Origin of the sequence: Litoreibacter ascidiaceicola (assembly GCF_900129235.1) — a bacterium.
Taxonomy (GTDB): domain Bacteria; phylum Pseudomonadota; class Alphaproteobacteria; order Rhodobacterales; family Rhodobacteraceae; genus Litoreibacter; species Litoreibacter ascidiaceicola.
This window is the reverse complement of sequence record NZ_FQUV01000011.1, coordinates 20,002-39,934: the sequence shown is the minus strand read 5'-3', so window position 1 is coordinate 39,934 and position 19,933 is coordinate 20,002. Positions and strand designations below refer to the sequence as shown.

General features: G+C 53.9%; 17 protein-coding genes. 8 read left to right on the top strand and 9 right to left on the bottom strand.

Going from position 1 to position 19,933, the window contains the following annotated elements:
* Positions 1 to 24: 24 nt before the first annotated feature.
* Both BUB72_RS17230 and BUB72_RS17225 read right to left on the bottom strand, forming a co-directional pair.
* Positions 25 to 1,659 (bottom strand): MFS transporter, encoded by a 1,635-nt coding sequence (locus tag BUB72_RS17230; protein ID WP_073146096.1) that lies wholly within the window; start codon positions 1,657 to 1,659, stop codon positions 25 to 27.
* A gap of 808 nt (positions 1,660 to 2,467) precedes the next feature.
* Entirely contained in the window at positions 2,468 to 4,804 is a 2,337-nt protein-coding gene (locus BUB72_RS17225) for an AAA family ATPase (protein ID WP_083588724.1), read from the bottom strand.
* Positions 4,805 to 5,015: 211 nt separating this feature from the next.
* On the opposite strand from BUB72_RS17225, the gene BUB72_RS17220 reads away from it, so the two are divergent.
* Both BUB72_RS17220 and BUB72_RS17215 read left to right on the top strand, forming a co-directional pair.
* Positions 5,016 to 6,167, top strand: a complete 1,152-nt coding sequence (locus BUB72_RS17220) for a DUF2130 domain-containing protein (RefSeq protein WP_073146095.1) — start codon at positions 5,016 to 5,018, stop codon at positions 6,165 to 6,167.
* A 235-nt stretch (positions 6,168 to 6,402) separates the two neighbouring features.
* On the top strand, positions 6,403 to 7,953 hold the full coding sequence (locus BUB72_RS17215) for a hypothetical protein (RefSeq protein WP_139250715.1): 1,551 nt from the start codon (positions 6,403 to 6,405) through the stop codon (positions 7,951 to 7,953).
* A 191-nt stretch (positions 7,954 to 8,144) separates the two neighbouring features.
* On the opposite strand, the gene BUB72_RS17210 is transcribed toward BUB72_RS17215, so the two are convergent.
* Both BUB72_RS17210 and BUB72_RS17205 read right to left on the bottom strand, forming a co-directional pair.
* Positions 8,145 to 8,411 (bottom strand): hypothetical protein, encoded by a 267-nt coding sequence (locus BUB72_RS17210; protein ID WP_073146093.1) that lies wholly within the window; start codon positions 8,409 to 8,411, stop codon positions 8,145 to 8,147.
* A gap of 253 nt (positions 8,412 to 8,664) precedes the next feature.
* The gene (locus tag BUB72_RS17205) at positions 8,665 to 9,516 is read right to left on the bottom strand and encodes a cation diffusion facilitator family transporter (protein ID WP_073146092.1); all 852 of its coding nucleotides are present in this window, start codon (positions 9,514 to 9,516) and stop codon (positions 8,665 to 8,667) included.
* A 63-nt stretch (positions 9,517 to 9,579) separates the two neighbouring features.
* Here BUB72_RS17205 and BUB72_RS17200 point away from each other — a divergent pair, with 63 nt between their 5' ends.
* On the top strand, positions 9,580 to 9,930 hold the full coding sequence (locus BUB72_RS17200; RefSeq protein WP_014132722.1) for an ArsR/SmtB family transcription factor: 351 nt from the start codon (positions 9,580 to 9,582) through the stop codon (positions 9,928 to 9,930).
* Between the two features lie 194 nt (positions 9,931 to 10,124).
* Here BUB72_RS17200 and BUB72_RS17195 read toward each other — a convergent pair whose 3' ends face one another.
* Both BUB72_RS17195 and BUB72_RS17190 read right to left on the bottom strand, forming a co-directional pair.
* Positions 10,125 to 10,559 carry a DUF4275 family protein gene (locus BUB72_RS17195; protein ID WP_073146091.1) on the bottom strand — a complete coding sequence of 145 codons (435 nt, stop codon included), beginning with the start codon at positions 10,557 to 10,559 and terminating at the stop codon, positions 10,125 to 10,127.
* Positions 10,560 to 10,769: 210 nt separating this feature from the next.
* Positions 10,770 to 12,290 (bottom strand): RNA repair transcriptional activator RtcR family protein, encoded by a 1,521-nt coding sequence (locus BUB72_RS17190; RefSeq protein WP_245814922.1) that lies wholly within the window; start codon positions 12,288 to 12,290, stop codon positions 10,770 to 10,772.
* Between the two features lie 333 nt (positions 12,291 to 12,623).
* On the opposite strand from BUB72_RS17190, the gene BUB72_RS17185 reads away from it, so the two are divergent.
* Positions 12,624 to 14,036, top strand: coding sequence for an RtcB family protein (locus tag BUB72_RS17185; protein ID WP_073146089.1), 1,413 nt, complete (start codon positions 12,624 to 12,626; stop codon positions 14,034 to 14,036).
* Positions 14,037 to 14,364: 328 nt separating this feature from the next.
* On the opposite strand, the gene BUB72_RS17180 is transcribed toward BUB72_RS17185, so the two are convergent.
* Both BUB72_RS17180 and BUB72_RS17175 read right to left on the bottom strand, forming a co-directional pair.
* A complete protein-coding gene (locus BUB72_RS17180) occupies positions 14,365 to 14,997 on the bottom strand; it encodes a tyrosine-type recombinase/integrase (protein WP_047998255.1) in 633 nt (210 codons plus the stop codon).
* Between the two features lie 188 nt (positions 14,998 to 15,185).
* Positions 15,186 to 16,052: a LysR family transcriptional regulator gene (locus BUB72_RS17175; RefSeq protein ID WP_047998256.1), complete on the bottom strand. Its 867-nt coding sequence runs from the start codon at positions 16,050 to 16,052 to the stop codon at positions 15,186 to 15,188.
* A gap of 231 nt (positions 16,053 to 16,283) precedes the next feature.
* Here BUB72_RS17175 and BUB72_RS17170 point away from each other — a divergent pair, with 231 nt between their 5' ends.
* The 3 genes from BUB72_RS17170 (at position 16,284) to BUB72_RS17160 (ending at position 18,318) form a co-directional block, all read left to right on the top strand.
* Positions 16,284 to 16,928, top strand: coding sequence for a putative quinol monooxygenase (locus BUB72_RS17170; protein ID WP_245814920.1), 645 nt, complete (start codon positions 16,284 to 16,286; stop codon positions 16,926 to 16,928).
* Positions 16,929 to 17,365: 437 nt separating this feature from the next.
* A complete protein-coding gene (locus tag BUB72_RS17165; protein WP_073146088.1) occupies positions 17,366 to 17,716 on the top strand; it encodes a TA system antitoxin ParD family protein in 351 nt (116 codons plus the stop codon).
* 2 nt (positions 17,717 to 17,718) lie between these two features.
* The gene (locus tag BUB72_RS17160) at positions 17,719 to 18,318 is read left to right on the top strand and encodes an ATPase (protein ID WP_281250226.1); all 600 of its coding nucleotides are present in this window, start codon (positions 17,719 to 17,721) and stop codon (positions 18,316 to 18,318) included.
* A gap of 480 nt (positions 18,319 to 18,798) precedes the next feature.
* Here the strand turns inward: BUB72_RS17160 and BUB72_RS17155 are convergent, their stop codons facing one another.
* Positions 18,799 to 19,467 (bottom strand): GntR family transcriptional regulator, encoded by a 669-nt coding sequence (locus BUB72_RS17155; protein WP_073146086.1) that lies wholly within the window; start codon positions 19,465 to 19,467, stop codon positions 18,799 to 18,801.
* A 161-nt stretch (positions 19,468 to 19,628) separates the two neighbouring features.
* Between BUB72_RS17155 and BUB72_RS17150 the strand changes: the two genes are divergently transcribed.
* The gene (locus BUB72_RS17150) at positions 19,629 to 19,922 is read left to right on the top strand and encodes a ribbon-helix-helix domain-containing protein (protein WP_073146085.1); all 294 of its coding nucleotides are present in this window, start codon (positions 19,629 to 19,631) and stop codon (positions 19,920 to 19,922) included.
* Positions 19,923 to 19,933: the final 11 nt, after the last annotated feature.

Below are 19,933 nucleotides of genomic sequence, written 5' to 3'. Positions count from 1 at the left end.
CGATGCAGGTCAAGACCCGACCCTCTATTCAGCAGCTTCCTCAGGCGCATCCTTCAACGGCGTGTCGTCACGCAGCGAGATCGCCTGCCGCTCGATCATGCGATGCACCTTGGGCCGTTCCTTGCCACGATGTAGCTTCAAAATCCGTTCGTAGGATTCAGCATCCGCCTGAGTGCGGCGTTCGTGGTGGCGCACATATTCAAGCCATGTGGGGACGTGATAGGTCTCGGTCCAGACATCGGGGTTTTCAAGATCCCTTAGAAGCGCCCATTGCTGCGCCCCGTCGCGAATTCTGATGCGACGCCGCGCGCTCATTGCCGCCAGAAATTCGCTCACGTCCTCTTGTGCAATTTCATAATCGACCATGACCATGATAGGCCCGCTGCGCTGTCTCAGGTCCAGCCGCAGGGAGGGCTCGGTAAACGTGTTCAGCGGATCAAGGTTAAGGTCGGCGGAATCTGGCAACGGGACGCTCAGCCCCGCCAAGGCCCCGATGACCAGCAGGACCGCTGCGCCAAGCATCGCACGATCCGCGCCGAAGTTCTCCGCCATTACACCCCATGCCCAGCTCCCGCCCGCCATGCCACCAAAGACGCCAGTCTGATACAGCGCAATCGCCCGCCCGACGACCCAACGCGGGGTAGACAGCTGAATGGTGACATTGAACAGCGACAGCGCCATGACCCAACTTGCGCCCGCAAGCATCAATGCGGCCCCGCTAAAGACATAGTGACGGCTCAACGCCAGCGTGATGCTGCTGACCGCAAACGCAAGAAATGCCGCCTGCGTAATGCGCTCGTTTTGAAACCTTGCCCGAAGGCGCGCATTCATCAACGCGCCGCCCACAGCGCCCGCGCCAAAACAGCCCAGCAAGACACCGTAGACAAAGGCCCCGCCCTGTAGCAATTCGCGAACGATCAGCGGCAACAGCGCCAGAACCGCGATGGCGGAGAGGCCGAACAGAAAGCCGCGAAAGATCACTTTGATGAGGTTGGGCGACATTGCAACATAGCGCAGACCCGCGGAAAACGCGCTGCCCATTCGCTCACGCGGCAAGCGCCGCTGCGGCGTCGACGGCTTCCAGAACCATAGGGCGGTGATGATGCCGATATAGCTGAGGGCATTCACCGTAAACGCAGCAGCCGCTCCCGCAATGGCCACAATCGCGCCCCCCGCAGCAGGCCCGATGCTGCGCATCAGGTTGAACCCCATACTGTTGAGCGAAACCGCCGCCGACAATTCCTCCCGCGACACGATATCGCCCATGGACGCCTGCCAGGACGGGTTGTGCAACGCCGTGCCGCACCCGATCAGAAAGGTGAAACCCAACAACAGCCAGGGTGACAGCCATCCCTCATAGGCCATAAAAGCAAGCATGATCGACACCATGAGCATGAAGGACTGCGCGATCAGCATAACCTTGCGGCGGTCGCAATTATCGGCGAACACACCCGCCAACAATGAGAAAATCATGATCGGCAGAGTCACCGAGGACTGCACCAGCGCCACCATGCTTTGGGACTCCGTCAGCGACGTCATCATCCACGCCGCCCCGACCGCCTGCACGAGCCCTCCGAAATTCGAGGCAAGGGCGGCGATCCAGAGCATCCGGAAAGTCTGGTTTCGAAAAAGCGTCAGTGTGGATGTACTTTGCGGCACAAAGCGTTCCCTTCCTCAACCAGCCTCTCCCGCGATTGTTACTGCCGTCGGGCGTCATGAGCAACCTGACGTGCATCCGGCTAGGGGTCAGCCAGTTGCCACGACCACCTGAAACACCAGAGCAGTCTAGGGGAAAAGAGCCGGCTTGAAGCTCCCCAAAACCGCACCGGACAAATAAAACCGCAGGTTCGAAATGTATCCGAGAGGCACATGCGCCCCTCTACAACTGACCTTAAAGAGCATTCCAAGCTGCAGCCTAATATCTACGGCACACAAAGAATGGAAAGCAGACATTCGCTGCAGGAGCTTGTTTGAATTGTTTGGAGAGGTCTGGTTAGCGGACTAAGCGGCCTTATGCACGCGCGGCTATTGCTAACGCAGCATTTCCTCGCAGTTGCAGCAGATTTCATGCTGCGATGCAGCCCAAGTCGCGGAAGCAGCCATTCATTGATGCCGACGTCAGTGGATTTCAGACCGACCCTTCGCCGCATCTTGCACGAATTGACAGAGGGCGGGACAGAACCGACCTTGCGACTTTTTCAACTAATGGCCGCTTTTCCAGGGCTGCACTTGCAGCGAAAAGCACCTCGGGCGGAAAGCGGTCTTTCGCTGCGGGTACGAACTCGAATGGCGGCACTGCGAAAGCAGACATTTGCGAATGAGCTGAAGTGCAAAGGCGAGATGGTTTCGGCACTAGGTGGGTCTCGGTGGGGTTGGGCGATAACCGTGAGGAGTTCCTCGCGAGCAGCTAGCCGAGAGTCTATTGCCAAAGGACTAACGCTAGGATCACGGAACTATTGGAGCCATTTCATTTTCCCGTATCAGCAGCACCCTCGATCAACTCTAGCTGGCCAACTGCAAAACGCCCTACAACGACAATGGTTTCCTCACAAGCGAGCTTGAGATCGCCAGGCACCGGCGTCTCCTCATAGTACGTTCCGTGACAAAGGGAGTTAATGAGCACGCTTTTTACGGCAATACCCTCGTCGCCAGCTAGATGCTGCACAAACGTTGAAAGGCTCTCTGATTTATCCGGGCGACAAAAACGGCCAATAGCCTCCAGTACGGATCGGACCGAGTTCGCCGTTCGGTGGTCCGGATCACGGCCCTTGGCAACATCATAGACGTCTCTTAGTTGCTCTTTAAAGGGGGCAACATATTCCTTGAGGCGAACTAGCTTGTGGATGCCTGAATCTGGCTGCAAAGCGAATGCAGCCCCCTTTCTTTCATCTACGATCCTGTTGGTTAGACATATGTTGAAAAAATAGCTGCTGTGCGTGAGGATCAGAAGCTCTGGCCGTAGGTACTTGTTGCCATCTATCTGGCCCGGATTGATTGAGACTTCACCTTGATCTGAGATGCTCAGATTTTTGAGTGTCTGGGCAATTGAAAAAACATAATCATAGGACATCGAGGTGACAGGATCATCAAAGACAAGAAACAACTTTCGATAGTCGCTGTTAGCCTCAACCTTTCTATGAACGCAGGCCACAAAGTAGCAGAACGCAATCACCGTTTTCTCACCATCGCTAAGCGTACGATGCGGACCGCGTGTCATCTCGCATGTGCCGCGCTTTAGAATGAACTTGTCCTTATCGAGTACATACTTGTCAGAGAAGAAGTCTTTCAGCAGCAACTCAAAAGTCTCGGCAACCCTAGTCCGCGCGTCAGTAGACGGGCTCGACTTTTCAACAATAAGTAGTGCTGTGCCGGCTGCAATTGTCGCCTTGAGAAGGGTTCTAAGCGTTTCAATGTCGGTCCAGTTGGTAATTGCGAACTCGGCCTCAAAGGCAGCGCAAGCTTTGCGCTGCAGATCACGGCGTTCTTCACCAGATTTTTCAACCGCTCGCGTAAGCTTTTGTGCCTTAGAATTGTTGGCAGCGATGAGATCATTAACTGCCGTAATGTTCACTGACAGATTACTCTCCGGCATCGAAAGCGCCGCTGTCAGCGCATCTGCTTTTTTTTGAATTACATCCTTTAGCGTGAAGAGACTGGCTCGCAGGTTCTTGAGCTCTTCTGCACCATCGTCAAGCGCAACATCCTTTTGAGATGGAACAAAGCTCTTAAGGGTATCAAACCGTGATTTTTGGCGGGAAAGCTGATTCTCGAGTTCTTTGAACGTTGCCTCCTTTTCTAACAGGGCGCGGAAGAAGACGCGCAGCTCATTCTTGTGCTTTTCTTCTGCGTCTGAAAAATATTCGACATATGCATCTATTATTGCTTTGGGATCACCGGCTGAAATCCCTTGTTCGCAAAAAGGACAGTTCTCAAGATGTTCATCCTGCACAATGTTCGTGCCGGTTGCGTAAAATTCACGATGGTCATCGATCTTTTTCTTAATGTCTTCTGAGACGCTTGAAGGTGAGGTAATCCTGCCCAAAGAGTCCTCTATTGCCTTCAGATAAATATTATCGCTAGGAACGAGCCCAACATCATCAGGATAGATCGGATCAGATGGTATGGCCTTAAGGGCATCGAGGTCCTTAATGATTTCGGCAACGCTTGGTTTGGGTGGTTCAGGCTTGTCTGAGAAGCGCTCAAGCAGACGATCAAAAGTCAGTTCTTTATATTCCTTCAGCTGCTTATTGATTCCGACCTTCTCAGCAAGTTCAGCAAGCTTATCTTTGTCGAATTTTTCCCGCAGCGCGGCTTCAGCGGCCTGCTCATCCGTTTGCGCTTTAGCGAGCGCATCTTGTGCGTCTTTAATCTTGATACTTTCGCTATCGACGGCAATCTGGTTCTCTATCTCACCATCGACCTCATACTGGCGCTCCCGAAGCTCCTCCTGAACAAAATCCTCAGAAAAGACGTGGAAGATCGTGCTGCCTAGTTGGGGCGTCACCACATCGCCGTTTTTGTCCAGGGAGAGCGTTCCCATAGCTGCTGGACCTCGCGCAAATGAAAACGCTGCCTTGCCATCTACAGATTCATCGGAAACCAAGTTCTTTGCGGCATCATCTACATCTCGTCCTTGCCCATGCAGATCGAGGTAGCGAAACGCGCGTGACAGGAAGGACTTACCTGTACCATTTCTTGCAAAAACCAGATTCTGGGCTTTATTGGTAAACTCTCCATTGAGGGAAAGTACCGGTCCCAGGAAATTTGCAGAAATCAAAAAGCTAGGTTTTGGAAGTGTGCTCATAATAAATCACTCAAATTTCAATTCAGCTTAGCAATTGAGAGCCAATAGATCCACGGGCTGCGCGCGGGTCAAGTGCCACCACCCAGAGGCGTTTTGAATTAGATATGCGCGAGTAATCAGTCCCAACGTGCGCGAACCATATGCATCCACTCTGGAGACGCATTCGGTTACGTGGTAGGTTGAACGCCCTCTGAATGGCCAAGGTGAGTGCATGCCCGAGTTGAAGATCCAGTGCCCTAAATGTTCCAACGAAATTGAGTTGACCGAGCAACTAGCTGGCCCGATGCTGGCCGATCTCCAGGCGTCTTTCAATGATGAGCTGGCCAAGCAGGAGGCGCAAGCAACTAAGGCGTTGGCCGCCGCACAAGCGCAGGCCAAGGATGCGGCCAAAGCCGAAACTGCAGCAGAACAGGCTGCACTTGAGGAACGTATAAAAGCGCAGGACGAAAAGCTGCGGGAGGCTCAGAAAGCCCAAGCTGACGCGCTTAAACGGGAAGAAGAGCTCAAAGATAAAGAAGCTGAGATGGAACTGACGTTGCAAAAGATGCTGGCAGCAGAACGCCCAGTCTTAGCTGAAAAGTTGTCCCGTGAGGCAGACGAAAAAGCCGGATTGAGATTGGCTGAGCAGGCGCAGGTCATGGAGGGCATGAAACGCCAGATTGAAGCGCTTAAGCAAAAATCCGAACAGGGATCGATGCAAACCCAAGGAGAGGCGGCTGAGATCGTTCTGGAGGAAACTTTGGCCGCAGCTTTCCCGACCGATGGATTTGTGCCGATAGCTAAAGGTGTCAGCGGGGCGGATGTACGTCAAGATGTGACAGGGCCGAATGGAACCTCAGGCAGCATTCTTTGGGAAAGCAAACGCACGAAAAACTGGACTGCCGGTTGGCTCGCCAAGTTACGCAACGATCAGAGGACGTCAGGGTGCGAGGTTGCGGTCATCACGTCCCATGCCTTGCCTGAGGGGGTCGAAAGTTTCGGCTTGGTCGACGGCATTTGGGTCTGTGCTCCGCGATATGCAGTACCTTTAGCGACGTCGTTGCGGCAAGGATTGATTGATGTGGCAAGTGCGAAGGGGCGCGCCATGGGTCAAGAAAGTAAGATGGAAATGGTCTACGATTATCTTACAGGTACGCAGTTCAAGCAGCGTGTTGACGCAATTGTTGAGCGTTTCGAGGATATGCAAGACAATCTACGTAAAGAACGTGTTTTTATCGAGAAACAATGGGCGCTGCGAGCCAAACAAATCGACTTGGTGATTGCGTCTACAGTCGGGATGCATGGTGATCTGCAAGGTATAGCAGGGAGATCAATGCCTGAAATTGAGAGCGTTGATGCGCTGTTAATCGGGAAGGACGATTAAACCCCCAAACCGCTGCTCTAGTGCGGCGAATGCCTGCAATGCAGGCCGTAAGTGACTGCTTCGGAAAACTTGCAGTCCCACGAACTGAACAACACTAGTGGCAGCTTGGGCCGAAGAGCGAAGCGGCTTCTAAACAGGAGCCAAAGCCGCCGATAACTTCGCAGCCTTAGCGTTTAGGTAGCCCTGAGGCTATCAAACATTCACAGTTACCTGGTCGATCAAAGGATGGGTTAGTTTGTCAAATTTGAAACAACGCCACCGAAAAAAACTGAACAAGCTACTTGGCTCATTTAGCAGTGAAGGATTCATACAACTTCTTTGGTCGGTCAAAATGCTGCAATCCGAAAAGCCAGGGGTAGGAGCGAAGTTCCTTGACCCAAACACTATCCCAAAGGGTGCGGAGAACGTAGGGTTTAACGCTACGCATCGGATTCACCCGTGGGAATTAGAAACGCTTGCAAACCAAATCTTGACCGTTCCAAAGACGGCACAGTTCAAGAGTCGGAAAAACCGTAAAGAGCGAAGCTGGCGTTCTTTCGGAAATGCTATTTCTTGCGTGAACACACTTAGGTCGTTGGAGGATGAAGAAAGTTGGTTTTGGAAAAAGGACGGTGGTGTGCTTGTTGAAATGGCGCGCTTAGCCAGCCGTCAGTTCGCTTGGCAACGCGGTTACGCGAACATGGCGCAATTCTATCGGAACGTCTATATCTATGGTCAGGGAGAGTGTGCCAAGTATTTCAAGGAAACCAATGGTTTGAGCATCAACAGCTTCAATAGGACAGGCTTCGTCCTTCATGCTGCATTTACAGGAAGGCCTATCCTGAAACTTGATGAAGACTGGGAGCGCTTGGGTGTAACGCAGGATGACGTTAACAAGACTTTGGCGCTAATCTGTCAGCCTTTCACAAAGGCCGAGCAAAAGGCGCGATTGAATCTAAAGGTGCTACAGCCCACTGCTTACCGTGCGAGTGAGTTCCGAAAGTTCCCGTGTATCGAGTTCACGGATAGTGCTAGACGCATTCGATGCCCAATACCCGAATTGATACTCGAACGCACGACATCCGGTCTATTCTATGACGTTGCAGATGGTGGTGGTGCGGTGCGGAATGATTATGCGAGGCGATTTGAAGCGTACTGTCTTGAGTACTTAACCTTGATGCTTCCCGGATTGATTTGGTGCGGCGAAACAAAATACGGAACTAGAAAAGCGAAATTTGATACACCTGACATTATCTGTAAGTTGGATGGGCAGATTAAGCTTGCGCTTGAATGCAAAGCAACCCGTATGTCGCAGGCCGCTATGTTTGGGAGAAAACCGACCGATGAACGCGGTTTCGAAGATATGGCAAAAGCAGTGTTTCAACTTTGGCGCTACTTCTCGCATTGTCGTCGTGGGTTGACAGGACACGACCTTTCTCCCGGCGCATTGGGGGTTATACTGACTTTAGACAACTGGTTGGCGATGAGCGGGCCTTTGCGCGATCACGTTCTTGCAGAAGCGGGCAAGATGGCAGATGCAAAGGACGCCTTAATTATAGACGAGGACCGACGCCCAGTTGTTTTCGTTGCAATCGACCAGTTGGAGCGAACACTGGCCACGGCAGATGAAGACGCATTTCTTGCCGCCGTCGCGGAGGGCGCAAATGAGTGCATTGGTTGGATGCTGGACGGTGTCCATAAAAGGTTGATGGGCGATGATATGCCAAGGGGCGAAAAATATCCGTTTGCCCACAGACTTGGTGAAGTTTTACCGTGGTGGGATGATCATCACAGTAGGGCGGAGTAATTTGATCGGGCAGGTATAGATCATATTGTTGCTCTTGTTCGGTAAGCGGCGGTCAGCAAAGGCTGGTACCTGATGGGAACTCATGTGAGTTCGAAGGCAACAAGATCATGCAGGCGCAGCGAAGGTCCGGTCTGAGGGGCCGCACCGCAGCATGGCCAGTGCCTGACCAACGGCAGCAATGGGCCGGTCACTTACTGCTTAAACTGGACGACGTTTGAGCCACCGTTGGCGAAAGCAACTGCGCCCTCGGTTCGAATGGTGCTGATTGCCTCTTCGAGTGCGGCTCGGTCGTCCTCAAAAAGATCGTCCCAGACAATGGATGTCCCATCTTCGGTCACAACTTCCAGTGACCAACCGTCCCCGCCTTCGAGTTTGTAAATGTCCACCTTGAATGGCGCCCCATCCTCAACGATGCGCTGCGAGACACTGGAGATGACAAGGTTGGGTTCGCGTTCCATCTGAATACCTCTTTGAGCTGCCATAAATGATAGAGGCACTGATCACGGAAGCCAATGTCCGCAAAGCGGGCTGCGCCCGCAGCATTAGGAACATCCGCTAGGTGTCGGCTTTGGGCCGTCCTCAACTGAGGAAGTCAGCTTAAGAGCCCAGATGCTGCACTAACCACGATGGCTGCAACGAGCCCAAAGTTCCGGACTCGCTGCGCAGTGGCGAATGTCGGTTTCCGGTTCGCACGTCAGCTTTTCCGCCAGATCACTCGGTTTCTGACAGATCACTCCGCGCATCCCGGATGATCATCCATGACGAATGCAGGAACAGCCCTGCGATGGCGAAAGCAACGATGAGGTCAGGCCAGGCACTGCCGAGCCAGGCGACCAGTCCGGCAGCGATCACCACGGCGAGGTTGCCGATGGCGTCGTTCCGGGAGAACAGCCATACGGCCCGCATGTTGGCGTCGCCCTTGCGGTGTTTTAGCAGCGGCAGCACCGCAAGAATGTTTACGATCAGCGCGCCCACGGCGAAGGCTCCCATTAACCCGGCCTCTGGTGTCGTCTGATTCAGGACACGCAAGATTGTGCTGCCGACAACGCCAAGCCCCAGAAATCCCAAGAACACGCCCTGGATCATCGCCGACCGCGCCCGCCATGTCAGACTCCAACCGATAGCGAGCAGGCCCAGAAAGGTGATTGCGCCGTCGCCCAAAAAATCCAGGGCATCTGCTTTCAAAGCTTGCGATCCGGACAGGAACCCGCCGAACATCTCGATCACCCCGTAGCCGAGATTGAGCAGGACCACGATCCAGAGCGCGCGGCGATAGCTCGGGTCTTTGTAAGCCGGATCGGACGATGTATCCCCGCTCTTGATCAGCTCAAAGCCATAGCCGGTTGCGTCCAGTGCTGGACGCACTTTCGGCAAGTCGTCTTCGGCGATCCGCAATGTCATGACATGGGTTGCGGCAGACACCTTCACATCGCCTTCAGCCACGCCCGCAGACCGAGCGGCCCGTTCGATCTCAGCGGCATCCTTGGCGCAGTCCATGCCATGCACCCGCATCCGGATCGGCAAAGACGTTGTAGGCAATGTGGTGTTATCTGCTCGGCTCATATGCGATCCTCTTGAAGGTAGCGTGCGAAAGAAGTCGCCGCTAACGTATCAGTGGATAATGATATGACATTGCAAAACATTCAAGACGATCTTTCGGCAGCTGACACCCTTGAGCCGCGGGCAAAGCTCTTCCGGGGTCTCGGCGACCCCAGCCGTCTTGCGATCCTCGATGCGCTACTGTCGGACGAACGCAGCGTGCAGGAAATCGTTACCCAAACAGGGCTTGGTCAGCCCAATGTCTCGAACCATCTGCGCTGCCTTTTGGATTGCGGTCTGGTCAGTCGCAGGAACGAAGGTCGGTTCGTCCGGTATCGCCTTGCGGACAGGCGGATCGCTGATCTCATCCGCGACGCAGATCAACTACTTGCCTCGACAGCCGTAGGGGTCGATGCCTGCCGAAGCTATACGGATTAACCGACGTGTCCTGCTGCAATGTTCTATTGGTGCGCCAGGCCTAAAGCAGCCATTTGCGCAGCCGCAGCAAAATGGCGCTTTGTCCCGCATTGCAGTCATCGGTTCCATCACAGTGCTGGGCGACCGATCAATGGCCGCTTCGGGGAAGCTGCACCGCAGCGTCGGTCCAACTCGCCAACGGCAGCTTTGGGCCGTCAATCAACGTTCTTAGACTTAAAGGCGAGATAAGGCCCGATGTGTGGTTGTTCATGAGTGAAGACCATCGTCCATTTCATATTATGGTGAGCCACGTAGATGTCTGCTCGTGATGAAGTAAGGTCGGGATACTTCTCAGAAGTACAGTGATACGCCCAAGTGTCCTCCTCATCGAAAATCACATAGGGGGCTTGCCATTGGCTTTGGTAAGCAGTCAGAGCATCTGATCCCGAAACTGCGGATTGAAAGCCGTAGCTGAAGCCATGCCATCGAAAACGATTGTGTATCCACACACCGGTCTCTTTCTTCACTCTCGCGGCATAGGCAACTAGCCAAAGTCTCTTGAATTGCTCGCTTTCGTTGGATTGAACGGGGCTAAAGTCGACCTCATGTTCCGAAAGGAGGCTCTCGATTTGGATCTTCTTCAGGCTCATGCTTGCCTCGAGAGTCAAATAGACATCGAAATTCTGACCACCATCGCATTAGTTTTCGTTTCTGTCTAACGGCTGAACGTTCCGGAGCCCTTTGGTCCACTAGTGACCCAGCGTTACGGAACGAACGTCCGGTTCTGCGGGCCGCATCGCAGCATTTGATTGAAAGGCTCAAGGTCCGTTATGGGCCGGGTTGGTCGCCTCCACCTACTGTCAGCCATCATTTAGCTCGGCCCAGCTGAGGTCAAATTTCGCAAGATATTTGCGTAACCGGTCTGCATCGTTCCGACTCTTGCGATCTTCGCGTGATACCGCAAATAGCCGCCGCCCGGCCTCGCTGATGGTCGCCGAGGTCTGACAAGTATGAAGGACATTCGCGAGTTGCGGGATGTCGAATGGATCTACCGGTCCATTAACATATTTGGCGACAAGCTGGGAGTTCTGGTCAGTATCTGCCGCACGCCATCTTCGTTCAAGCGTTGCAATTTCATCAACAACCTGTGCCCTGGTGATCCGCCCCCGTGGGGCGAGGGTGCATAAGCGCAAGATAGCCCCGCTGAAATCCCGAAAATTACCAGGCCAAAGCGTACCGGGCGCACTGGCGAACCGTAGCCAAGCTTCAGAGGCGTCGGAATTAAAACCTACACGTATACCGAGCGTCTTTTCGGCCTGTGCCAGTTCGTGCCTGAGATTGACTTCGAAGTCCTCAGGGCGATCACGCAGCGCGGGCAAATGGAACGTCCACAGGTTCAAGCGCGTTAACAGATCAATTCGGAAAACGCCTTCAGAGACCATGGCGGACAAATCGCCGCTGGCCCCGGCGATGACCTGAAACCGGCTAGTGACTTCCGCATCAGAACCAAGCGGATAGTATTGCCCCGCCTCAATGGCGTGGAGCAGCAGGGCTTGTTCTTCCAGTCCGAGCGCGTCGATCTCATCGAGGAACAAAACACCGCCATCTGCTTCCCGCAAGAGCCCTGCGCGTTCTGTGCCGGCCTGCCCTGTAAAGCTGCGGCGTTGACCGAACAGAGTAGCATTCGCGGTGCCACCACGAAGCGTGGCACAATTCACATGAACTAAGCGGCCTTTCACGCGCCTACGTTGCAGCTTCAATTCGTAGATCCGTTGCGCAAGTTCAGATTTCCCGGTGCCAGACTCGCCCTGCAGCAGGATGGGCGCATCCGACAGTCCTGCCACTTGTTCAATCCTGTCAATTAGCCTGTTATATGCCACATTGCGCGTCTTAATCCCGCCCTTGAGTAGGTCTCCATATTCGCGCGTTTGTTGATCGAACCGCTGTTGCAGGGCGTCGTAGCGACTGAGATCGAGATCGATAAGGTCAAACGTACCGACATCGTCGCCTCCCCGTGGCGGGCCAGTTTGTATCAGAGCGGCTGGGATATGACGGGATTCAGACAGCAGGAACCAGCAAATCTGCCCAACATGTGTGCCCGTCGTCAGATGAATGTGGTAGCGTTCGCGATCTTCGTCAAAACCATAATCTGAGGCGAAATCGAACAGCTTCGTGTAGACTTCCTCCAAATCCCACGGGTCGTCCATATCCATACGATGAAGCAAGACCTCGGTTTCAGGCGATGCTTCTTCAATATCGCGCTTAACGCTATGTGCGAGCCTGTTGAACTTGTGGTCGTGGATCAACTCGAGCCGATCAACGGGAAAGCCTTCCGTCCGGCACAGATCAACGGTTGGGCGCCAGCGGCGACGTTTGCCCATGTCCAACTGCGTGCCTAGGAATCCGATGACGACGTTTCGCACGAGCCTGCGCTCCAAATGGATAAGTTACGATTTATATATATCGTATCGATATGGTTCATTATCCGCAAGATGGCTTATTATCTTTATAAAACAGTTACTTCACGACTTTTCACAATTGTTTTGGAGTGGGAGTAATTAGCTGCCAAACATATCCCACCAGAAGAGAAGAACCTGGACAGGCGGATGAATACGCATCCGTAGCTGCGGCGGGCCGGGCCCATTTCCGGCCCGCTGATTTTTTTGAAAGTCACCCCTGAGCGTCAGGGGAGCATTGACCGAAGGACGAAGACAATGAACGACATGACGATGACGCCCATAACTGGCACTATTTTGAAAGGATGGGGCCATACGCCCGGCCCTGCTTTCCCGAACCTGATTGATCGCGCAAACGACATGCTCCGCTCTGGCGCTGATATAGATGCGATTCAAACAGCGCTTGCAGCTGAAATCCCCAAGCAGCCTGCGCAGATCAGTTTGCACGAGGATGGCGAGGTTGTGTTCCATGAGAACCTGACACCAGCTGATGCAGATGAGGAAAAGAACCTCGCCAAAGTGCGAGAGACGATGCGCGCGGTAATGCGGACACCCACGGTTGTCGGTGGTGCGATCTTGCCTGATGCTTGTCCTGCAGGGCCTGTCGGGACAATTCCCGTCGGCGGTGTCGTCGCGGCGCAGAACGCCATCCATCCGGGCATGCATTCGGCCGATATCTGTTGCTCGCTCATGTTGACTGATCTTGGCGATGCCGATCCGACCACTGTGCTGGACGCCGCATCGGCGGTGACGCATTTTGGTCCCGGCGGACGGCCTCAAGGCAACCGCTTTACGGTCTCGCTTGATCTGCTTGACGCATTTCGGGCCAACCCGTTCCTGAGCAATGCAAAAACTGTTCGCGCCGCGCAGGAGCATATGGGGACGCAGGGCGACGGGAACCACTTCCTGTTCGTCGGAAAGTCTCGTGCAACGGGCAATACCATACTTGTGACGCATCACGGTTCACGCGGGCCGGGGGCGAAACTGTATAAGGCGGGTATGGAAGTAGCGGAAAAATATCGTAAGCGCCATTCGCCGATGACCTTGAAGCAGAACGCGTGGATTCCGGCTGACAGCGAAGAAGGTCAAGCCTATTGGGATGCGCTGCAATTGATCCGAAAGTGGACCAAGACCAACCACAATTCCATTCATCAGGCGACCATGGAAAAAGCTTGTGCTTCGGCAGGGGAGCGTTTCTGGAACGAGCATAACTTCGTCTTCCGGCGCGGCGATATCTATCTGCACGGTAAAGGTGCGACACCGGCTTGGTCTGGGTTTGCGGCAGACGCAGATCCGAATGGGCGCACGATCATACCGATGAACATGGCGGAACCTATTTTGATCGTGCGAGGATCCGATGCGTCGAACGCTTTGGGCTTCAGCCCACACGGTGCTGGGCGCAACTGGTCTCGGACTGAGCATATGCGCAGGTTGGGAAGCAAGACCCCGGCCGAAGCCCTTGCAGAGGAAACGGCAGGTTTGGATGTTCGGTTCTACGAAGGCAAAGTCGATGCATCCGAGTTGCCGTCGAGCTACAAGCCGGCGGTGGCAGTCGAGGCGCAGATCGATCAGTTCGGCTTGGCTACGGTAGAAGATTGGATTGATCCGGTCGGCAGCATTATGGCTGGTGAGTTGCCACGTTTCACACGTCGAACACGTGGTCGCAAATAAAACAGATCGGTCCCGGCTATGCGCGGGGTTGGTCTCATTGAAAATGCAAATTTGGTTTCGGGAGTGTCGAACTGTTGACCAAATAACTGTGAGTACTATGCCCGCAATGAACGACCGCTTTGACGAGCCGCGCTGCAGCATGAACAACACAGGGTGAATGGCGGCTATGGGCCGTCTGTTCGAGAGCCATTGTGAACCTATCCCCGTACCGGCCATTGGTGCGCGGCGCAGCATCCGTTGATATTGGGCTCAGTCCTGCCGACCGCTGCGGGAACCATGAAGGCCTGGTCTTGATTGGCGAACGGCAATAGCCGCACGCCAACTTCGTTCAGATGTCGATCCGTTCAGCAATGCTTAGCGCATCTTCCAGCTCAACGCCCAGATAACGCACTGTGCTATCGACCTTCGTATGGCCTAACAAAAGTTGTACGGCGCGGAGGTTCCCCGTCTTGCGGTAAATCTCCGCAGCTTTGGTTCGGCGCATCGAGTGTGTTCCGTATCCGCTGGGTTCCAGGCCAATCGCTGTAACCCAGTCACGAACAAGTCGACCATATTGACGTGTTGAGATATGCGGGCGGTCGTGGAAACGGCTCGGAAACATGAACCGGCACCCGATCATCTCAGGAGATCGCACCCACGCAATGACGGTATCTCTTGTGTTTTCAGTGATTTCGAACTGAACGGGTTTCTTGGTTTTACTCTGGACTATTGAAACGCGTTCGCGAACGCGGTCATCTTTGACCAAATCGGCCACGGCGAGTTTTACCAGATCACAGCCGCGCAGCTTGCTATCAATCGCAACGTTGAACAGCGCAAGGTCACGAAGATAACCCGAAAGTTCAAGCCGCGCCCGGATGGCCCACACTTGTTTGGGAAGAAGGGGACGTTTTTGGCCGATGATCCGACCCTTGTTCCAGGCTTTGTGTTTTGGGGTAACTGCAGGAAGTTGCACTCTTGGCATAATATGCCCTCCAATCCTCCCTCCAAACCCAGACATCAGCACAGCGCAGACGACAATAGCATAGCATCCTATTGAACGGCTGGTGCCCGAAGTCGCTGCCAAGCGGTGTTTCTGCGAACGCATCGGGCCGCAAGGAGCCCACTTTGACCGATGCTGCACGAAGCGCCAATGTCCGCTCTTTACAAAGCTCAGTTCCGCGAAAACTCCCGCACCAGTTCGTTTGTTTCTGAGCGAGAAGCCTGATGGCGGAAACGAAGCGCTGCCACATCTCTTGCAATTTCCATGTCGGCTATCGGAAGTGAGACGAGATTGTCATGGTCAGGGATCGACGTTTCGGGAAGGATAACGGCCCCCGAGCCTCGCCGCGCGAGCTCGACCAACCAGTCCACGCGGTTTGACCGGTATGCCGCATAGAGCGTATGACCATGGTCCGTGCACGCCCCATGCAATGCCTCTCGCATTTCACAATTTGGGCGATCCAACATGGTTGTATCTGCCAAATCAGCAAGCGATACGGCCGGCAACTCAGACAGGGGATGACCTTTCGCCACAACCACACGATAGGCCTCTTGATAGAGTGGGTCTATGCGATAAAGCTCCTCACTGACCTCTACTGTTGATATCACGAGATCAAATTCTCCCTCGCGAAGTCCCGCCAACAAAGTGTCGTTTGCGTCGACGATCAGTTCTATCTCGGCTTGCGGCACGCGTTGACGAAACCGTTCGACGGCCTCCGAGACTTTGGCATGGCCTATCGTTTCACCTATTCCGATGCTAATCGGGACTCTTTCTAGCCGCGTATGTCGGACAGCCTCGGCTTTTGCCTCCCTTGCCTCAGACTGCATACGTTCCAATCTTGGCTGCATAAGCTTACCAAGCGCTGTCAGGCGGCAGCCAGCACGATCTCGGATGAACAATGCATCGCCCAATTCGTCCTCAAGTTTTTTGATCGCCGCCGTAAGCGAGGGTTGCGATACGTTGGAAGCACTCGCGGCATGGGTGAAATTGCGATGCTCGCAAACCGCCAAAAAGTAGCGGACCTGATTCATTTCCATGACGTCCTCCTCATACGCAACCTCAACCGCGCATCAATCATAGTCAATGCCTATCGAAGTATAGGACTTCAAGATTGGAGTCATGAGGGTGGCACATGGGACAAGGGCTCATCGAAAACGAACGATGAACCCAAACTCAGGAGAAGACCAATGAAATCCATAATCCTTCACACCATCTCAGCACTCGCTTTGATTTCTGCAACAACTTCCGCAAACGCACAGGAAAACGTCATGAACGATCACACTGCCAGCTTTATCGAAATGCCCGCCGCATCCGGCCAGACCGACGCATTTGCCGAGTTTCTTGCAGGTGCTGCCCCACTGGTCGCAGAAACCGAGCCCGGCACCAAACTCTGGTTTGCTTTGCAAGCAGGCGACAGCCTAGCGATCTTCGATGTCTTTGAGGATGAAGCTGCCCGCAATGCCCATTTTTCAGGTGCTGTCGCAGGCGCACTGAATGGAAACGCAGACACATTAGTGGACGGCGGTTGGGATGCTGGAGTTGTCGCCAACATCAACAACTCGGACGTTCTGTCAGCCAAAGCACCGGTTGATCTCTACAGTGCCACAACTGCAACATATATCCGGCTCGAAGCGGCTCCAGGACAGGCCGATAATCTGGCTGCATTGTTGACGGCGGCTGGCCCGATCGTGGCCGATACAGAGCCAAAGACGCTGTTCTGGGCGGCTTTGCAGATTGACGAAAACAACTTCGCAATCTTTGACATCTTCGCCGACAACTCAGGTCGCGAGGCACACTTTGCTGGGCAGGTTGCCGGGCTTCTGAACGAAAAAGCGTCGGTTCTGGTCGAGGGCGGCTGGGACGACGGCGTGGTCGCCAACGTCAGTAACTTCGACATTCTGGCAATCAAGTAAGTAACGAGTGCCTTTATCGAGTGCCCGGCGGCCAATGGTCGCCGGGCATTTGTTGCCTCAGATACAAATTCTATTTTGCCGCGAAGAGGACATTCATTGGTGCCGTCCGGTTGGCGGTTTTGTCCCGCAACCTGTAAATCCGCGCTCCAATCTATGCCGCGCTCTGCATAAATGACCGCTTGTCTCGCTGCGCCGCAGCGAAGGTTCTTTCGCTCGTGCCGCATTCTTCGTGCTGCGTGCGCGCGCAGCACAAAATCACAATGACTGGGTCGGGCTCTCTGTCGCCGTTCGCTGCGTTATGCACCAATAGCTGCTTTGCAGCTGCAACGGATGAAACCCGGTGCACAGGCCTACCAATTAACTGGACATTTACGGGTTTATCGCCATATATGTGATGCAGGTGGCATTTTGCTACCTTTTCTAAGAATGGAGTTGTTATGGCCCAATCTATCAAGCTTTCCGATGACGTTATGTCGGTTGTCCGCCGCGAGTCTGGTTTGCAAAGCCGGTCCGTTGCGGGGCAAATCACCCATTGGATCAACATCGGTCGCGCGATCGAGCAATCGAGTGCGTTTGACTATCAGCACATCAATGCTGCCCTTGCAGGTGAGCTTTCCCCCGATGAGTTGAGCGCTGAGGAGCAAGAAGTCTGGTTTACGCAATTTGCGGAGGACGTCACCAAACCATCCGAACAAGAAGAAGCATTGTTCGCTCAGCGTCGCCAACTCGGGCGTGGTGTTGGGCTGAATGACAAAGGCGAGGTGGTCTACCCTGAGGCCGCAGCCTGAGCGTGGCCCCTGTCCCGCGTCCAATATTCGTGATGCTGGCAGGTCCGAACGGATCAGGTAAATCCACGCTTTACGAGACGCGGATCGCGCCAAAATTTGCCGTGCCCTTTATCAACGCAGACGTCATCCAGCGTGATGAGCTCAAGGACGGTGATGTCAATGCAGCATACGAGGCGGCACAAATCGCCACCGAGCGCCGCACGTCCTTGATGGCGGATCGTAAAAGCTTTGCTACGGAAACCGTGTTCTCTCATCCTTCTAAGCTTGACCTTATTACCCAAGCCAAAGCCTTAGGTTATCGCGTTATGACGTTTCATATCTCGGTAGCGCATCCCGACCTATCCGTCGCTCGCGTCGGTGAAAGGGTCATTGAGGGTGGTCATCCCGTACCTGAAGAGAAGATTAGAAACCGATATGATCGATCGGGTCCCTTGATCCGCCAAGCCATTCTGAGCAGTGATATCGGTCATGTCTTTGACAATTCGCAGCTGAACCAACCGCCGGTGCGGGCGTTGTCCTTCACAAACGGAACCCTCACCTTCGCCTTGCCGCAGCTTCCCAATTGGGTGCTCGATCTCTACGGGGACGATTTAGTTCTGTAGGTAGCGCTGTTTATGACAGGCCCATCAGCCACAGTTTGCTGTCCGTCAACGACCGCTATTGGCAGTGTGGAACGAAATTCATGATATTTGCAACGAACACAGCCAATCATAAGAATAAGGCCCGGGGAGCTGGTGCATAACTCCGGTGCAGAACTGAGCTGATCCAAATCGCCTTAACCTGTCGCTTTGGGAACAATGTCTAGGGGCGGTCTATGGGCTTGTTAGGGCAGGGGACCCACGGCTTCATCGCAGTTAAACGTTCGACACCAAGGGCGGAAACCGGACTTTCGCTGCGAGTGCGAGAGACTCCCACCCCAAATGAAGAAGTGGACCTTCAGACTGGGAGCACTGGCTGTCCTTACTCGCCAGCCACGTTGGGCGGAAAGCAGATTTTCGGAGCAGGTGACAGAAGCCCCTCACAACATGACTAAAGCTCCCTAAAACGCGATCAGATTTCAGATGAGCAATGATGATCGCAACTCAACTCGATTTTTCGGGGGCAGAAATTGCTTCTGCAATCGCCTCATAGGCCCCATTTATATGGTGCTCCATGACTTGTGATGCCTTTTCCGTATCCCTTTTGAAGAGGCAGTCAACGATCTCCGAGTGTTCATCCCAAATCTGAAGGACAGCGTCGGGGCCACGCAGGACTTCAGCCATGGACCTGCGGATATGGTGCCAGTTCGTTTTCATGGATGCCTGAATCACATGGTTGCAACTCCACCCGTAGATCATTTCATGAAACTGCATATCAGCTTGCAGCAGGTCGCTGAGTTTGCCGCTTTTGAAGGCCTTATCGCCCGCGCGCAGAACCTTGTCCGCTTGCTGCCTGTCGGCTACCGCAAGATTGCGCCCTGCCAACCGCACCGCAAATGGTTCAATCACCATGCGGTATTCGAAAATCGAGCGGAAAAGCCCCGAGTCAAAGCTGCACACGACGACGCTGCGCCTGCCGGTATCCTCGACGAGGCCGTTGGCTTTGAGGATTGATATTGCGCTGTTTACAGGCTGCCGCGAGACGTTGAGTTTTGCTGCAATCTCATCTTGATTGAGCCGCTCTCCCGGTGGGAGCTCGCCGCTGCAAATGGCATCGATGAGGATATTGTAAGTCTCTTCGACCAGTGTGCGTTTCGGTTTTACTGAGTCCACTGGTCAATTCCGATATCGTTAAGCGAGTCGACATCTATCATCTTTGACGCAGGTGGATAGACTCTATTTTGCATTTCGTATACGAAATACGAGAGGGAAAACGACTCGCATTTAGAGAGGCGAGGATCGTTTGGAAGGACAGCCCCAAGGGAGGACATCCAATGTGCCAAGTGTTTGCCGGCCAAGATCCGGATCGTTATGCCAGTACAACCCGCCGTTTGCGCCTGAATGGTCAAAGCACCAGTATCCGGCTTGAGAATGCATATTGGCAGGTGATTGATATAATTGCAAAAAATGACAAGATGACGACTCCGATCTTCATCTCCAGATTGCACTCCGAGGTGTTGGAATTGCGTGGCGAGCCGGTCAATTTCACCTCTCTTTTGCGCTGTGCTTGTCTCAAGTTCATGGAGCTTTCCCCTCGTGAGGAAACTGTAATCATTGCCGCTGAGTAGCCCTCTCAGGC

Excerpts from the sequence above, each read along its gene's own strand:
- BUB72_RS17150 (WP_073146085.1), top strand. The coding sequence starts at position 19,629 with ATGTGCCAAGTGTTTGCCGGCCAAGATCCGGATCGTTATGCCAGTACA.
- BUB72_RS17185 (WP_073146089.1), top strand. The coding sequence starts at position 12,624 with ATGAACGACATGACGATGACGCCCATAACTGGCACTATTTTGAAAGGA.
- BUB72_RS17180 (WP_047998255.1), bottom strand. The coding sequence starts at position 14,997 with ATGCCAAGAGTGCAACTTCCTGCAGTTACCCCAAAACACAAAGCCTGG.
- BUB72_RS17200 (WP_014132722.1), top strand. The coding sequence starts at position 9,580 with ATGACATTGCAAAACATTCAAGACGATCTTTCGGCAGCTGACACCCTT.
- BUB72_RS17195 (WP_073146091.1), bottom strand. The coding sequence starts at position 10,559 with ATGAGCCTGAAGAAGATCCAAATCGAGAGCCTCCTTTCGGAACATGAG.
- BUB72_RS17170 (WP_245814920.1), top strand. The coding sequence starts at position 16,284 with ATGAACGATCACACTGCCAGCTTTATCGAAATGCCCGCCGCATCCGGC.
- BUB72_RS17220 (WP_073146095.1), top strand. The coding sequence starts at position 5,016 with ATGCCCGAGTTGAAGATCCAGTGCCCTAAATGTTCCAACGAAATTGAG.
- BUB72_RS17205 (WP_073146092.1), bottom strand. The coding sequence starts at position 9,516 with ATGAGCCGAGCAGATAACACCACATTGCCTACAACGTCTTTGCCGATC.
- BUB72_RS17190 (WP_245814922.1), bottom strand. The coding sequence starts at position 12,290 with ATGGGCAAACGTCGCCGCTGGCGCCCAACCGTTGATCTGTGCCGGACG.
- BUB72_RS17175 (WP_047998256.1), bottom strand. The coding sequence starts at position 16,052 with ATGGAAATGAATCAGGTCCGCTACTTTTTGGCGGTTTGCGAGCATCGC.
- BUB72_RS17225 (WP_083588724.1), bottom strand. The coding sequence starts at position 4,804 with ATGAGCACACTTCCAAAACCTAGCTTTTTGATTTCTGCAAATTTCCTG.
- BUB72_RS17210 (WP_073146093.1), bottom strand. The coding sequence starts at position 8,411 with ATGGAACGCGAACCCAACCTTGTCATCTCCAGTGTCTCGCAGCGCATC.
- BUB72_RS17165 (WP_073146088.1), top strand. The coding sequence starts at position 17,366 with ATGGCCCAATCTATCAAGCTTTCCGATGACGTTATGTCGGTTGTCCGC.